Origin of the sequence: Oceanobacillus sp. FSL K6-3682 (genome assembly GCF_037976165.1) — a bacterium.
In the GTDB taxonomy this organism is placed as follows: domain Bacteria; phylum Bacillota; class Bacilli; order Bacillales; family Amphibacillaceae; genus Oceanobacillus; species Oceanobacillus sojae.
Window position 1 is genome coordinate 1383181 of sequence record NZ_CP150263.1, and the last position, 14215, is coordinate 1397395.

Annotated in this window: 15 protein-coding genes and 1 riboswitch; of the genes, 10 read left to right on the forward strand and 5 right to left on the reverse strand. The window is 37.7% G+C overall.

Translation table 11 applies throughout. The features are described 5' to 3' along the window. The first annotated feature begins 18 nt into the window (after positions 1 to 18). The 4 genes from MHH51_RS07070 (at position 19) to MHH51_RS07085 (ending at position 2985) form a co-directional block, all read left to right on the forward strand. Positions 19 to 1020, forward strand: coding sequence for an iron ABC transporter permease (locus MHH51_RS07070; protein WP_339285236.1), 1002 nt, complete (start codon positions 19 to 21; stop codon positions 1018 to 1020). Further along, a complete protein-coding gene (locus MHH51_RS07075) occupies positions 1017 to 2033 on the forward strand; it encodes an iron ABC transporter permease (protein ID WP_147209914.1) in 1017 nt (338 codons plus the stop codon). Before MHH51_RS07070 ends, MHH51_RS07075 begins: the two co-directional genes overlap by 4 nt. Before the next feature lie 123 nt (positions 2034 to 2156). Beyond that, a riboswitch (guanidine-I (ykkC/yxkD leader) is annotated at positions 2157 to 2253 on the forward strand. Positions 2254 to 2329: 76 nt separating this feature from the next. Continuing rightward, positions 2330 to 2671, forward strand: a complete 342-nt coding sequence (locus MHH51_RS07080) for a multidrug efflux SMR transporter (protein ID WP_147209913.1) — start codon at positions 2330 to 2332, stop codon at positions 2669 to 2671. After that, the gene (locus MHH51_RS07085; RefSeq protein WP_339285238.1) at positions 2671 to 2985 is read left to right on the forward strand and encodes a multidrug efflux SMR transporter; all 315 of its coding nucleotides are present in this window, start codon (positions 2671 to 2673) and stop codon (positions 2983 to 2985) included. The genes MHH51_RS07080 and MHH51_RS07085 overlap by 1 nt, the downstream gene beginning before the upstream one ends. A gap of 112 nt (positions 2986 to 3097) precedes the next feature. Here MHH51_RS07085 and MHH51_RS07090 read toward each other — a convergent pair whose 3' ends face one another. Further along, on the reverse strand, positions 3098 to 4045 hold the full coding sequence (locus MHH51_RS07090) for a YafY family protein (protein WP_339285240.1): 948 nt from the start codon (positions 4043 to 4045) through the stop codon (positions 3098 to 3100). A 124-nt stretch (positions 4046 to 4169) separates the two neighbouring features. Between MHH51_RS07090 and MHH51_RS07095 the strand changes: the two genes are divergently transcribed. Then, positions 4170 to 5003: an SDR family NAD(P)-dependent oxidoreductase gene (locus tag MHH51_RS07095; protein WP_339285242.1), complete on the forward strand. Its 834-nt coding sequence runs from the start codon at positions 4170 to 4172 to the stop codon at positions 5001 to 5003. 188 nt (positions 5004 to 5191) lie between these two features. Here the strand turns inward: MHH51_RS07095 and MHH51_RS07100 are convergent, their stop codons facing one another. After that, complete coding sequence (locus MHH51_RS07100) at positions 5192 to 6397, reverse strand: DUF418 domain-containing protein (protein ID WP_339285244.1); 1206 nt, start codon at positions 6395 to 6397, stop codon at positions 5192 to 5194. A 271-nt stretch (positions 6398 to 6668) separates the two neighbouring features. Then, on the reverse strand, positions 6669 to 7727 hold the full coding sequence (cax, locus tag MHH51_RS07105) for a calcium/proton exchanger (protein ID WP_156987414.1): 1059 nt from the start codon (positions 7725 to 7727) through the stop codon (positions 6669 to 6671). A gap of 218 nt (positions 7728 to 7945) precedes the next feature. Between cax and MHH51_RS07110 the strand changes: the two genes are divergently transcribed. Together MHH51_RS07110 and MHH51_RS07115 are read left to right on the forward strand one after the other, a co-directional pair. Further along, complete coding sequence (locus MHH51_RS07110; protein ID WP_147209906.1) at positions 7946 to 8269, forward strand: metalloregulator ArsR/SmtB family transcription factor; 324 nt, start codon at positions 7946 to 7948, stop codon at positions 8267 to 8269. A 42-nt stretch (positions 8270 to 8311) separates the two neighbouring features. Beyond that, on the forward strand, positions 8312 to 9274 hold the full coding sequence (locus MHH51_RS07115) for a cation diffusion facilitator family transporter (protein ID WP_339285246.1): 963 nt from the start codon (positions 8312 to 8314) through the stop codon (positions 9272 to 9274). Between the two features lie 238 nt (positions 9275 to 9512). Here MHH51_RS07115 and MHH51_RS07120 read toward each other — a convergent pair whose 3' ends face one another. Next, entirely contained in the window at positions 9513 to 9728 is a 216-nt protein-coding gene (locus MHH51_RS07120) for a hypothetical protein (RefSeq protein ID WP_339285248.1), read from the reverse strand. A 280-nt stretch (positions 9729 to 10008) separates the two neighbouring features. On the opposite strand from MHH51_RS07120, the gene MHH51_RS07125 reads away from it, so the two are divergent. Both MHH51_RS07125 and MHH51_RS07130 read left to right on the forward strand, forming a co-directional pair. Continuing rightward, on the forward strand, positions 10009 to 10749 hold the full coding sequence (locus tag MHH51_RS07125; protein ID WP_198048712.1) for a metallophosphoesterase family protein: 741 nt from the start codon (positions 10009 to 10011) through the stop codon (positions 10747 to 10749). A gap of 24 nt (positions 10750 to 10773) precedes the next feature. Continuing rightward, positions 10774 to 11733, forward strand: a complete 960-nt coding sequence (locus tag MHH51_RS07130) for a LacI family DNA-binding transcriptional regulator (RefSeq protein WP_339285251.1) — start codon at positions 10774 to 10776, stop codon at positions 11731 to 11733. Positions 11734 to 11981: 248 nt separating this feature from the next. Here the strand turns inward: MHH51_RS07130 and MHH51_RS07135 are convergent, their stop codons facing one another. Next, positions 11982 to 12407 (reverse strand): hypothetical protein, encoded by a 426-nt coding sequence (locus MHH51_RS07135; protein WP_339285253.1) that lies wholly within the window; start codon positions 12405 to 12407, stop codon positions 11982 to 11984. A gap of 435 nt (positions 12408 to 12842) precedes the next feature. On the opposite strand from MHH51_RS07135, the gene MHH51_RS07140 reads away from it, so the two are divergent. Beyond that, entirely contained in the window at positions 12843 to 14165 is a 1323-nt protein-coding gene (locus tag MHH51_RS07140; protein ID WP_339285255.1) for a replication-associated recombination protein A, read from the forward strand. Positions 14166 to 14215: the final 50 nt, after the last annotated feature.

Here is a 14215-nt window from a genome sequence, read left to right on the forward strand (position 1 = left end):
AGAAATGAGTTAATAGTTATGGAATTGAAGAACAAAATCCCTTTTCATTTTAGTATTATTTTTACCATTGCTTGTATCATTCTCGTTATAACGTTTTGGATATCGATTGTGTATGGCAATGCTGATATAGATACCTCAACAATTCTAAATGCCATTTTTAACTATGATCCAGAGGACGTGAATCATAATATTATTATAGATGTCCGTATTCCCAGAGATATCGGAGCTTTATTAGTTGGTGTTGCTCTTGCAGTTTCAGGAGCAGGAATTCAGAGTGTCACGAGAAACAGTCTTGCTGATCCCAGTTTAATTGGTTTGAATTCGGGAGCTGCTTTGATGCTGGCATTGACTTACGCAGTTTCACCTGTTATAACGTTCCCACTTTTAATTTTAACTGGATTTATTGGTGCAATGCTTGGCGGAACTATGGTGCTGATGATCGGGAGTTCCAGAAAAGACGGATTTAATCCTGTCCGCCTTATTTTGGCAGGGGCTGCAGTCAGCGCTCTGCTTAGTGCGGCAAGCCAGGCTATTGCATTATATTTTAGATTAAATCAATCTCTAATATTCTGGAGTTCTGGAGGTGTTTCTGGAACTACCTGGCAGCAGTTATATACTGGTATCCCTGTTGTTGCTATTATCGTGGTTATCTTTATTCTTATAAGCGGACAATTGTCTATCCTGAATTTAGGTGAATCAATTGCAAAAGGGCTGGGACAGAATGTGAAGCTCATACGGGCAGGAACAATGCTTTTGAGTATGCTTCTTGCCGGAATTTCTGTAGCAATAGTCGGGCAAATTGCATTTGTTGGCTTAATGGTTCCGCATATTTCCAGGTTTTTAGTTGGTACAGATTATAAAAAAGTTATCCCATTAACTGCTGTTTTAGGAGGTTGTCTGGTCGTTGGTGCAGATACTGTTGCCAGATTAATGGGAGAAGCTCCTGTCAGTGCAATTATTTCCTTTATAGGTGTCCCTTATTTTTTATATTTGATTAAAAAAGGGGGACGTACGATATGATCGATTCCAAGCTGAAAAGAAAGCAGATAATAGTATGCCTCGTTTTAACAGTACTGCTTTTTTTGGCAGTCACTTGGAGCATTACCTCCGGTGAATATAAAATGGATTTATCCGCTTATTTGAAAACATTGATTGGGCAAGGAGAATTCAAGGATAACTTAATTTTAATGGAATTCAGAATGCCGAGAATGCTGATTACATTGCTAGCCGGAATGGCACTAAGCATGAGTGGTGCCATTATCCAGAGTATTACTAAAAATCCATTGGCAGAATCCGGGATTCTTGGCATAAATGCAGGTGGAGGTTTTGCTATTGCTGTTTTTATTGTTATTGGACAAGTAAACCCCAATACCTTTATTTATGTTCTGCCACTGATAAGCGCAGCAGGAGGGATTTTGACTGCATTGCTCATTTTTTTGTTCAGTTATAATAAAGGCAAAGGAATCAGTCCTGTCAATATGGTTTTGATAGGTGTCGGACTATCTGCAGCGCTATCTGGGGGCTCTATAACAATGATGAGGAAATTTAATGAAGATCAGGCTGAATTTATTGCTGCCTGGATGGCAGGGAATATCTGGGGAGATGAATGGCCCTTTGTTCTTGCATTTTTACCATGGATATTAATCATTATTCCATTTCTATTCTTTAAGTCAAACAGCCTAAATATTATCAATACGAATGATCAAACAGCAAAGAGTTTAGGAGTGAACCTGGATAAAGAAAGGCTTATTTTGCTTATTGCCTCAGTTATTTTATCATCTGTTGCTGTTGCAGTGGTTGGCTCTATCGGTTTTATTGGTTTAATGGGACCACACATTGCGAAGTCTTTTGTCGGACCAAGACATCAGCTGTTCCTGCCGATTGCATTATTGACGGGTGCATTTCTATTGGTGGTTGCTGATACCGTTGGCCAGACGGTTTTGCCGATTGGTACGATTCCGGCAGGGATTGTTGTAGCAATTATCGGTGCTCCATATTTCTTGTATTTGATGTATAAAACAAATGCGGTTTAAAGATTTATCGCTGAAAAAGGAAGCTGTTATTGGTGATGAAGAATAGTAAAGCATGCCAATTTAAGGCAGATTACTGTTTGACTACATCCAAAATATATGTATAATATTAGCTAAGTAAATAAGTTGAATGTTTTCTAGGGTTCCGCAACAATCAGTTGGTCTGGTCCGAGAGGAAACTCACAGCTTAGCTGTGCCACGGAGGGACAAAAGCCCGGGAGAAACTGTTTAACAGTTATCTCCCGGTTTTTTTGTCCCTTTTTTGTTTTTCTTGAAATTAAATTGGAGGTGCGGATGGAATGAATATGAATTGGTTAAAAGTAATTATTGCTGCAGTGATTGAGGTGTTTTGGGTAATTGGCTTAAAACATGCTTATGATTTTTGGACTTGGACGGGAACTGTGATCGCAATCATTATCAGTTTCTATTTGATGATTATGGCTGGGAAAAAGCTTCCTGTTGGAACTGTTTATGCCGTTTTTGTGGGTCTGGGGACTACAGGAACAACTTTCGCAGATATTGTCTTCTTTGGTGAGCCGTTTCAAATGGTAAAAATCCTTTTAATTGCTATTTTATTGACGGGTGTTATTGGTTTGAAATTAGTAACAAAAGATAATATTAAAGAAGGAGCTGAATCGTGATGGCTTGGACTTCATTAGTTGTAGCAGGCTTGTTTGAAGTATTTGGTGTTACCATGATCAATAAATTACACAAAGATCGCAGCTGGCAGGCATTGTCTTTGCTGGTTTTGGGTTTTGGAGCGAGCTTCTTTTTTCTGGCCTATGCCATGGAAACCCTGCCTATGGGAACTGCTTATGCTGTTTGGACCGGTATCGGTGCTTCTGGCGGTGCAATAGCTGGAATGGTTTTTTATAATGAGGTAAAAGATTGGAAAAGAATTATGTTTATCACAATGGTATTAGGTGCTGCAGTTGGTTTAAAGCTGTTTTCTTAAATATAAATATTGATGGATAGAAGCAACACGATTTATTTAACAGAAAATAAATCGTGTTGCTTCTATCCGAATAACGTATTCTGTAAAATTTTTAGGAATAAGCAATCTTATACTATACTTTATAATGAGCAACAGCTGCTTCGGCTAATTTAAGAATTTCGAAATGCAGTTCCTCCGGCTCGATAATGGATATTTGGTCTGCGAATCCGAGAATATATCTCTTTGCCTCGTCCTTCGTATCAAAAGCTAATTTGACAGATTTCCAACCTTCTTTATCGCTAGATTCTGCTTCAATTATCCGTACAAAATGATTTGAAAAGGAGAGTCTTGACAGAACTTCCTCAGAAACCTTAACCCGCACTTCATAAGTTGGTAACGCTTTGATAAAAGCTTGTTTTGAGGATTTCCAATATGCTGCAATATCGAAGTCATCCGGTCTTTCAAACGTATTCACCCCGGGCACAGCAGACTGAATTCGCGAAGCACGGTAATTCCGGATATCTCCATTTTCTTTGGCGGCAATAAAATACCAGATGCTCCCTTTAGCAACTAATCCAAGCGGTTGGACGATATAGCGATTTGTCTGTCCATCTGCACGCTGATAAATAATCTCCAATGTAACATTCTCCCATATCGCATTTTTCAACACTTCAAAAGAGGATATTTTTTCTTTTGTTCCCCGCCATGAGCTGGTGTCAATATGGATGCGGCTCCATATATCCTTTGCATTTTTACGGTAAGCTGCAGGAAGGGAGGCAATAATCTTATTTCGGGCGTCTTCAGAGGTGCGGGTTAACCCCAAATCATCCAATAATTGTGGAGATACAGGAGCAAATAAAGCACGTATTTCTGATTCTTTTAAACCGGTTAAATCTGTCTGATATCCATCCATTAAAGACCAGCCGCCATTTTTTCCACGATCGGCAAAAACAGGAATACCAGATCCGCTTAGAACCTCCATATCTCGATAAATTGTCCGTTCGGAGACCTCCAGCTTTTCAGCCAGCTCTTTAGCAGTTATTCGCCCTTGAGTCTGCAGCATTAAAAGAATTGATATCAAGCGGTCACCTCTCATTAAAATCACCTTTTTCCAATGAATTATATTTATTAAATAAAATATGACAATAGATGTCAAGAATACATCCTTATAATGAAAATATCTGATGAAGAAAGGATTGAAGTTAATGAAGATACTGGATGGAAAAGTAGCACTTGTTACAGGAGGAAGCAGAGGGGCCGGCCGCGGTATTGCTGTAGAGCTGGGGAAAGCTGGTGCAACAGTATATGTCACAGGTCGGAGTATCCGGGGGGCATCTACGAATAATTGGCCAGGGACTATTGATGATACTGTATCAGAAATAGAAGCCTCCGGCGGAGATGCAATTGCAGTACAGTGCGACCATACCAATGACGCAGAAACTGAAGCAGTTATATCTCAAATTAGAGAAGAGCAGGGAAGGCTGGATATATTGGTTAATAATGTGTGGGGTGCACATGACCTTGGTGTAGATGGAAAACCTTTTTGGGAGCTGTCATTGAAAAATTGGGATACGATGTTTACTGCTGGTGTGCGTGCTCAACTGGCAACAAATTATTTTGCAGTTCCATTACTTCGTGAAAATAAACAAGCACTTATTATTCATACAACGTTTTGGGATCGGAGTATGTATACAGGGCAGTTTTATTATGATTTAGCAAAGAATGCATTGGTACGAATGGCTTACGGACTATCGATAGAATTAAAACAGGATAACATTGCTGTTCTTGCTGTTTCTCCAGGGTTTATGCGGACAGAGCTTGTATTGGAATTTCATGGTGCAAATGAAAAGAGCTGGCAGGAAGCAGAAGATTTAAAGCAAACAGAAACACCATATTATGTCGGCCGGGGGATAGCTGCGCTTGCAGGTGATCCAAATGTGATGGAGAAAAACGGGCAAGTGTTCAGGGCTGGAGATTTAGCGAAGGAGTATGGGTTTACAGACATCGATGGACGTTACATTCCACCATTTACAATATGACTTTTCGTTCAGATTATCACTATAATATTTATTTTCAATCATTAAAGAATGCAGTCTGTTTTAGAGTTGAAACTAATATATAAGAAAATTACCACCAGTATTTAAAAAGTATACTGGTGGTAATTTTCTTGAGAAGTAGAAAGCCTCATACTGCTATCAATCTGTCATCAGCCAATAGGATTGATTAATTAATCTTTGACAGATTTCTTCGCTTTCAAAGGCGGTAAGGACAAATAGGTAATTCCTCTCCAAATCCATTCTAATGGTCCCATCCGGAAATAACGAAGCCAGTGCTTGCTCCATATAACCTGCATGATAAAGATCAGGACAGCAAGCAATGAACCTGCTGCAGGCCCTATCTTACCAAATAGGCCAAGTCCATAGCTGTAAAAAATCAAGGTGCAGATAACGGATTGCATAATATAATTAGTAAACGCCATACGACCGACACTGGATAATGGGCTTAACAAGCGTTTCCATGTGCCTTTTTGGATTAATAAAGCAATCAATGTGATATAGAAGACAGCAATCAGCGGACCGCCCAGCAGATGCTGAAGAACTTCAAATTGATTCATCCACATTGTCAGCGGGTCCAAAGTCAGCTTTAAAATTACGGGGATAAGCTGTAATAAAAAGCCGATTCCCCCTGTCCACAGACAAATCTGCAATAGCTGAGAGTAATTAGCGGGTATATTTGAAAACCATTTTTTCTTTGCAAAATAAGCACCAAGCAGAAACAATCCAAGAATTTGCGGATAAAAGATAATTTGATTCATTACGGAGGAATTCCAATCTCTTATCCGGAGCTCTTGAATTTCTGCCCATGAACCACTGCTATATACCGCTTCATCAGCAGTAATCCATTGATGAACCTGCTCCATCCATTCGGGGTTAGGCTCATAGCTTCCATCTGGACCGCTGAACAGCAATAGTCCAGGAATAAAAAGAAGCAGAAGACATGCCCAGACCAGCAGTGTTTTTGCTGCCCGTTTGTGGAAGAGTAATAAGAGAAAACCAAGTAAGGCATAATGAAAGAGAATATCTCCATACCAGATAAACCATCCATGTATCAACCCGAACAAAAGTAATGCAAGCAGGCGGCGGGTGTAGATAGGCACAAAATGGCGCTTTCTTTTTAAGGCACTATCCTTCATTAAAATCATACTGTATCCAAACAAAAAAGAAAAAATAGCAATAAATTTGCCGGAGACAAAGAAATCAAGGAAGGATTGTATGGCTTGATCCCACCTGCCCGGCCATAATTCCAATTGGAATTGAATAGCCTGCAAAGAGGTAGTGAAAAAAAGCATATTAACTAAAAGAATACCGAGAATAGCCAAACCCCGGACAATGTCCAAAAGTATTATCCGATTGTTGGCCGGTTTAAAATTCATTATTTCATCTTCCTTTCTGACATAAAATGATAATGTTTTGTAGTGAATAATTTGATTGTAAATAACAATTCTAAAGAGTTTATAAAGTGAATTGATTATAAATTGAAAGCAAAGAATTAATTAATGTAAAGGCAGATTATATACAAAAGGAATTTCTCTTATAAACGGAAATATGACAGAAAATCCATTGCATAAAAAAGCGATTGCCTTTTAAATTTATAAAAGGCAATCGCTAGAAAAACGCTATCTATATAAAATGTATCTTCTATATTTAAATAAAGTAAAATCCAATTCCCATAATCACATATGCAGCTAGTAAAGCGAGTCCTTCAAACCAATTGGAATCCCCATCATTCGATATGGTTATCATTAATAACACAGCTGTCACCATACTAATCAGCTCCGGCCATGTGAAGACAAGCGGCATGGATGTTGAAAAGAAGAGGGATAACAGCACTAGAATCGGCAGAACAAACATGGTTACCTGCAGTGTAGACCCGACAGCAATCTCAACAGCAACATCCATTTTATTTTTATAAGCCATGATGATTGCTGATGCATGCTCTGCTGCATTTCCGACAATGGCGACAATAATTATCCCGATAAATAATTCCGACCATCCGAAGGCAGCCCCAACAGTATCAAAGGTCGAGACTAAATGCTCTGAAACATAGGCTACAGCAGCCGTTGCAAGTGCCAGGATTGAAATTGCTTTTCCCTTTCCCCATTCAGGCTTTTCTTCATGACCAGGCTCCACTGGTGTATGATCTGTTTGATAAACCCCGCGATGAGTAACGAACTTAAATAACAATGCTGCCAAATATAATACGATTAAAATAATGGCGATCCCGACACTTAAAATCATTGTATCCTGTTCATTCATCGTATGTGTAAACACTTCAGGGATAACAAAGGCAACAATAACAGCAAAAATTAGCATTCCTGCATTATGACGTGCATCATAAATGCTGAAAGTTTGCCTTTTATATTTCAGGCCACCTACAAAAAAGGAAAGCCCACCGACAAGCAGTAAGTTGCCTAATACGGATCCTGTTAACGAAGCCAGCACGATTCCAATAAGTCCAGCCTTGAGTGCAAAGATAGAAATAATAAGTTCAACCGCATTTCCAAAAGTTGCATTTAATAAGCCGCCGACTCTTGGGCCCAAAACAATTGCTAAACTTTCAGTGGCTCTGCCAATAAATCCGGCTAAAGCAATAATAGTTAAACAATAGATGATGAACATAATAGTGGCAGACCAATGAAAAATAGAACCGATGATGGAGAGTGGCAGGCCAATGAAAACGAAAATCATAAATAATTTATTCATCGTTATCCCCCGTTTTCTAGATTTGGATAACAATAGGTTGCCCAGATTTATTAGATATTATTTTTAAAGGGAGGAGTTTCATGTTCCCGGCGGATAAATAATAGTTGTATTATTATAATTGTAATATATATGCTTATATGATAATATGTTCATATAATGAATATCAGGTTAAATAATTGTATTATTATCCAAAATTATAAAAGGAGGTAAATCAAACATTGGAGGAGTACAAAGTGGAAAACAGTTCTTCTGAAGACCTGGACAGTGAAACATTATTTATCGTATCACAAACATTTAAAGCATTGGGTGATCCAACGAGAATCCGCATTCTTCATTTACTTTTTAAAAAAGAATGCTCCGTTAATGCAATCGCAGAGGCTTTAGATATCAGACAATCAACGGTATCACATCAATTGCGTTTCCTGAAGAATTTACGTCTTGTGAAGTATCGCCGTGAAGGAACAACGCTTTATTATTCGCCTGACGATGAGCATGTGATGCTTATTTTAAAACAAATGATAGATCATGCAAGTCACAGTTAACAGGTACTTATAAATTCATATTTTAAATAAGGAGGTTATCATATGGGAGCGGGACATCACCATGGTCATGATCATACACATGGTGCTAATAAAAAAACACTCATAATCAGTTTTATCATTATTACAGTGTTTATGATTATCGAAGTAATCGGCGGTATTCTTACAAATAGTCTGGCTTTATTGGCAGATGCCGGACATATGCTGAGCGATTCTATTTCCTTATTGATTGCTCTCATTGCTTTTATATTGGGAGAAAGAGCTGCAAATCATGCTAAAACTTATGGATACAAACGCTTTGAAATTTTGGCAGCTATTTTGAACGGTGTCACATTACTTGCTGTTTCACTATTTATTTTTTATGAAGCATTCCAGAGATTATTTGATCCGCCTGAAGTAGCTTCTTCTGGTATGCTAATTATTGCTGTAATTGGTTTAGTAGTAAATATTCTTGTTGCATTTACCATGTTACGTGGTGGAGATACAAAGGATAATCTAAATATGCGTGCAGCTTTCCTGCATGTTCTCGGCGATTTGCTTGGCTCTGTCGGAGCTATCGCAGCAGCACTGCTGATGATTTTCTTCCAATGGACGTGGGCAGATACAGTAGCGAGTGTATTGGTTGCAGTACTGATTTTAATCAGTGGCTGGCGGGTCACAAAAGATTCCGTTCATATTTTGATGGAAGGAGCACCGCTTAATGTAGACCTGAAAGAAATTGTGAGGACTATCGAGAATGTAGATGGCATCAAGGGTATCCATGATTTACATGTATGGAGTATTACAAGCGGGCAAAATGCGCTTTCCTGTCATATCATTGTAGATGGGAATATGATGGTAGAGGAAAGTCAATTATTGCTTCGTACCGTTGAGAGTGAATTAGGACATAAAGGTATTGGACACGTAACCATCCAAGTAGAAACGGATACACATCCACATGAAGATTCTATTCTGTGTCATGCAGATTATGAGATTGGTGCTGAGCACCATCATGGCCATAGTCATTAAAACATAGAAAATAAAGAGTTATATAATCTGTATTTCAGATTTATTGCAAATCAGAGTTAGTATCGTAAAAAATTAAAGTCCCCCCGCGCTATTACAACAGTGATACAGAGGGGGCTTTTAACATTTTGGGATTTAAATAATAAGGAAAGTGTTATTGCGGTTCTGAGTAATGGCGGAGTTTTTTCTCGTGCTGGGCAGTTTTACTTAATAGAAAATCGGTAGTATCTTGGGTTTCTGTTTAATCTGTCGGGACCCCATCTATCTTCTTCCCTAAGTGATCAAAGCCTCTGTCCATCCTGACTTCCCAATCTGCCCGCATGTTGTCCATCTTCGTTTCTAAGTCTGTCCGCATATTATCCATCTTGGAATCCATTTGATCAAACTTTTTATCTATATGCTGAGAATGAAGTTCTAAGGAATGCAGTATTTCTTTTAACATCGGTTCTTTTTCCATGTTTTCGCCTCCCTTTGTAAGTAGTATAAGCGAATTTTTGCGTATTGGAAAGTACTTGAGGTAATCATTTAATCAGGTTTTATCATAGCCCCGAAGTGTTGCGGACTGAGGTTTTATTCCTCAAATAGTAGATGATGCAAAATTTTCTGGAAACCCTTCACTTTATAATTCTTCAATACCAAAATAGTAACATACATCAATTCCTGTCATAAATATTATTCTATAGAAAATCTGCTATCAACAACTATAATTTAAGCATGTTATAATTGAAGTCAAAGGAGTGATTACCATTTCAAAGAAAAGAATCCTGGCTATCAGTGACATCCATGGTTGCTATAAAGAGCTTGTAGAGCTGTTGCAATTAAACGATTATAATCCGGAAGAAGACCAGCTTATTCTGCTTGGAGATTATATTGACAGAGGTCCTGAATCGAAGCAGACGGTTACTTACATAATGAAACTTGTAGACGAAGGGGCTATTGCTTTAAGAGGCAATCACGATCAAATGTTTATAGAGTTTATATTTAGTAATAATCCAGACAAACAGCGGCGTTATTTAATTAACGGCGGAATGACTACATTGGAAACTTATGTTGGAGAAGACTATTTTCCAAATAATGCTGCAGAGGAACATTTACATTCTGCAAAGCAGCTGATCAAAGAAAAAGATAGTGAACATTTAGAGTTTCTGTCCAACCTGCCATATTATTATGAAACTGAAAAGCATCTTTTTGTCCATGCAGGTATTAATCCACTATTGGCTGATTGGAGAGATACTCCTGATTATGATAAAATCTGGATTCGTCAAGAATTCTTAGGGGTTGATCATCCTTATGATTTTACCGTTGTTCATGGGCATACGCCGACACAATCTATTCGTGGAAACAAAGATAATAGTATTTTTTTTGGTAATAAGAAGATTGACATTGACGGAGCATGTGCTTATGGAGGCAGGTTAAACTGTTTAATTATTACGGGAGATTCATATCAGACAAACTATATAAGTAATGAAAAAGGCTAGAAATGGAGCTTTGGGGGTGAGGAAATGGCAAACATTCGTGATGTTGCCAAAGCTGCTGGTGTATCTGTTACTACAGTTTCACGTGTGCTGAATAATCATCCTTATGTAAAGGAAGAAAAGGAAGCAGCAGTAAAAAAAGCAATTAAAGAAACTGGCTATATTCCAAATATTAATGCGGTTAACTTGAAGAAAGGAAAAACAAACTTAATTGGTGTTGTTTTGCCATTTCTTGACCAGCCGTATTTCTCAAATTTGATTCAAGGGATATCACAGGCAGCTTCTGTTCATCAATATAAACTGGTGCTTTATCAGACAGGATATCATGAACATCAGGAAAAAGAAGCTTTGGAGATGTTAAAGTTAAAGCAAATTGACAGCCTGATCATTTGTTCCAGAAAAATTTCCTTAGATATAGTGGAAAGCTATCAGCAATATGGCAATATTGTTCTTTTTGAGGATGGAGAACAAACATCATTAAGCTATACATTTATCGATCATTATGCATGTTTTATAAAAGCCTTAGAATACCTTTATGAGCATGGACACCGGGAAATTGGGTTTTCAATAAACAGGCTGGAAGGAACGAACAGCAGGCAGCGCGAACAGGCTTATCGTGATTTTCTAAAGCTAAAAGGACTGCCTTATAATGAAAAATATATATTTAAAAAATGTCTCAACATAGAAGACGGGGAACGTATTTTGAAAGAAATGGGAACATTCCAAAAGCGTCCTACAGCTATACTTGCTACTGGTGATCAAGTGGCAGCAGGAATAATTACATCAAGCTCTAAGCACCACCTTAAAATACCAGAAGACTTAGCAGTTATTGGATTTGATGATCAGCCGATAGCACGTGCAATGAGTATAACTACAGTCGACATACCCTTATATTCTATCGGCCAGCTTCTCTTTGAGCAGGCCGTATCCGAAAAAGTTTCCCATAAAGAAGTTTCTGCTGAATTGATTGAAAGGTCGACAGTGTAAAGACTTATCACAATGCAGCAGGAAAAAGAATAATAACAAAAGAACAGCCCGGGATTAGCTGGAATACCAGAATATTATATGATCATGCCATTTTAGTTACACTCATCATAATATTCAGATTCCACGCTAAATTTACTCCGGACTGCTTCTTAAATTGAGTGTACTTTCTGATAACGATTTCAGGTCAAGTGTTTTTGTAAAATTAAATATAATAGATCTGAACCACTCTGTAAAAAGTGGGAATTACTTTAAAGCATTGTATTTTTGAATTTATCAATGTAATTCTTCGCTTTTTCGAAGCTTAATCCACTATAATCCTGTACATATTTAACTGCTTTATGTTCATTTTCAGGTTTTTGGAGCATGTCTTCTAAATGTTGTACAACTTCAGGGTCTTCTAATTTTTGATAGGGGGATGTAGAATTTTCTATATATCTTTTTAATTCGAAGAAGCCCATTCCAGTTTCTTGTTTTACATATTTCATTACTCGCATATATTTTATAGGCGATGCATTATTTTCTTTGTTTTCAAGCATTTCCGAAGCTTCTAAAATAACTTCAAAAGGATCCCTGCGTGATTGTGATGGATCAAATTTATTTCTTTTGCGTAAAAATATTAAATATACAATTCCGGCAAGTATAATAACAACTAAAAGGATTTGTATAAACAGCATATTTCACTCTCCCTGGAAATGGTTTTATTTTATTATAACATAAAGGGAATTAGCTTCTAATAATATATAAGCCTATCAAGTTATTAAGGATGGAAGATAAGATAAAAGAGCGGCATTACTGCAGTATTTAACGTCGCGGAATGAAAAAAGATATACCTGAAGATACGAGGAAAAGATGAAAACTATCAGGCTGAAATGCTTAACAGAAAATGAAAGAATTAGAAAGAGCTGCGATTACCAGTTCTTTTTGTTTTTATAAATTCTTTTCTGGATTTAAATAACTTTGCAAATGAATAAGTATTTGTTATAATAGAACAAATGTTCTTTTGGGCGGATTTCAGAAAATAAGTCAGGCTAAAGCAGCTACTTGTTTTAAACCCAAAATAAAATATTTAAATCCTAACATGCAAATCATTCAAAAGAGAGGTGAGCCCAATGAAGCAGGAATCACTTTTTGCAGAGGATAATAAAAGAAATTCTCCACTTGCCAGCCGTGTGCGGCCAAAAACACTGGATGAATTTTCCGGTCAGCAGCACTTATTAGCCCATGGGAAGGTTTTGCGAGAGATTATCGAAAATGATCAGGTTACGTCTATTATTTTTTGGGGACCGCCCGGGGTCGGGAAAACAACATTGGCTGAAATTATTGCCAATAAGACAGAATCAAAATTTATTAACCTGTCTGCTGTAAACAGCAGTATCAAGGATATTAAAATAATTATGAAGGAAGCTGAAGCAAGGCTTGATTTAGGTGAAAAAACGATTATTTTTATTGATGAAATACACCGGTTTAACAAAGCGCAGCAGGATGCCTTTCTCCCTTATGTAGAAAATGGCAGCATTATTTTAATTGGAGCAACAACAGAGAACCCATCCTTTGAAGTAAATGCCGCATTGTTATCGAGAAGCAAGGTATTTGTTTTAAACCAGCTGGAACTATCTGATATTGTAAACCTGCTAAAGAATGCGATAAATCATCCGTACGGGTTTGGTGATAAGAATATTCAAATAACAGATCAAAGCCTGGGAGCCATCGCGAAATTTGCCAACGGGGATGCAAGAAGTGCCCTGAATACGCTGGAAATGGCTGTTTTAAATAGTGATACAAGCTCTGAAGGTTTCTATATTAATGAGTCTAATCTGGAACAGCTGATTACCCGAACTTCCTTCCTGTATGATAAAAGTGGGGAAGAGCATTATAACATCATTTCTGCCCTGCATAAATCGATGCGGAACAGTGATGTGGATGCGGCTGTTTATTGGCTCTCCAGGATGATGGAATCTGGAGAAGATCCGATATATATTGCAAGAAGGTTAGTCCGTTTTGCAAGTGAAGATATCGGTCTGGCAGATACACGTGCCTTAACAATTACAACAGATGTATTCCAGGCCTGCAGGTATATCGGGATGCCGGAATGTGATGTTCATTTGACAGAGGCTGTCATTTATTTATCTCTTGCTCCAAAATCAAATGCTGTATATAAAGCACGGCAAAAAGCAAAAAAAGATGTAAAGGAATCTATTAATGAACCAGTACCATTGCAAATAAGAAATGCACCGACAAAATTAATGAAGGAGCTGGATTATGGAAAAGATTATCAATATTCACATGATGAACAGGATAAATTAACAACGATGAAAACAATGCCGCCTTCTTTGGAGGGACAGCAGTATTATTTTCCAACAAATCAAGGAAATGAGAAAAAATTTAAAGACAGGTTAAACTACATTAGAGAGTGGCATGAGAGGAACAATTAAGAATCTAATCGGTTGAAGCTTTTCCGGTAACAAAGCAGAACTGAAGCATG

Coding starts and splice junctions, on each gene's coding strand:
- MHH51_RS07080 (WP_147209913.1), top strand. CDS start 2,330: ATGAATATGAATTGGTTAAAAGTAATTATTGCTGCAGTGATTGAGGTG.
- MHH51_RS07095 (WP_339285242.1), top strand. CDS start 4,170: ATGAAGATACTGGATGGAAAAGTAGCACTTGTTACAGGAGGAAGCAGA.
- MHH51_RS07100 (WP_339285244.1), bottom strand. CDS start 6,397: ATGAATTTTAAACCGGCCAACAATCGGATAATACTTTTGGACATTGTC.
- MHH51_RS07120 (WP_339285248.1), bottom strand. CDS start 9,728: ATGGAAAAAGAACCGATGTTAAAAGAAATACTGCATTCCTTAGAACTT.
- MHH51_RS07130 (WP_339285251.1), top strand. CDS start 10,774: ATGGCAAACATTCGTGATGTTGCCAAAGCTGCTGGTGTATCTGTTACT.
- MHH51_RS07140 (WP_339285255.1), top strand. CDS start 12,843: ATGAAGCAGGAATCACTTTTTGCAGAGGATAATAAAAGAAATTCTCCA.
- MHH51_RS07115 (WP_339285246.1), top strand. CDS start 8,312: ATGGGAGCGGGACATCACCATGGTCATGATCATACACATGGTGCTAAT.
- cax (WP_156987414.1), bottom strand. CDS start 7,727: ATGAATAAATTATTTATGATTTTCGTTTTCATTGGCCTGCCACTCTCC.
- MHH51_RS07070 (WP_339285236.1), top strand. CDS start 19: ATGGAATTGAAGAACAAAATCCCTTTTCATTTTAGTATTATTTTTACC.
- MHH51_RS07135 (WP_339285253.1), bottom strand. CDS start 12,407: ATGCTGTTTATACAAATCCTTTTAGTTGTTATTATACTTGCCGGAATT.
- MHH51_RS07085 (WP_339285238.1), top strand. CDS start 2,671: ATGGCTTGGACTTCATTAGTTGTAGCAGGCTTGTTTGAAGTATTTGGT.
- MHH51_RS07075 (WP_147209914.1), top strand. CDS start 1,017: ATGATCGATTCCAAGCTGAAAAGAAAGCAGATAATAGTATGCCTCGTT.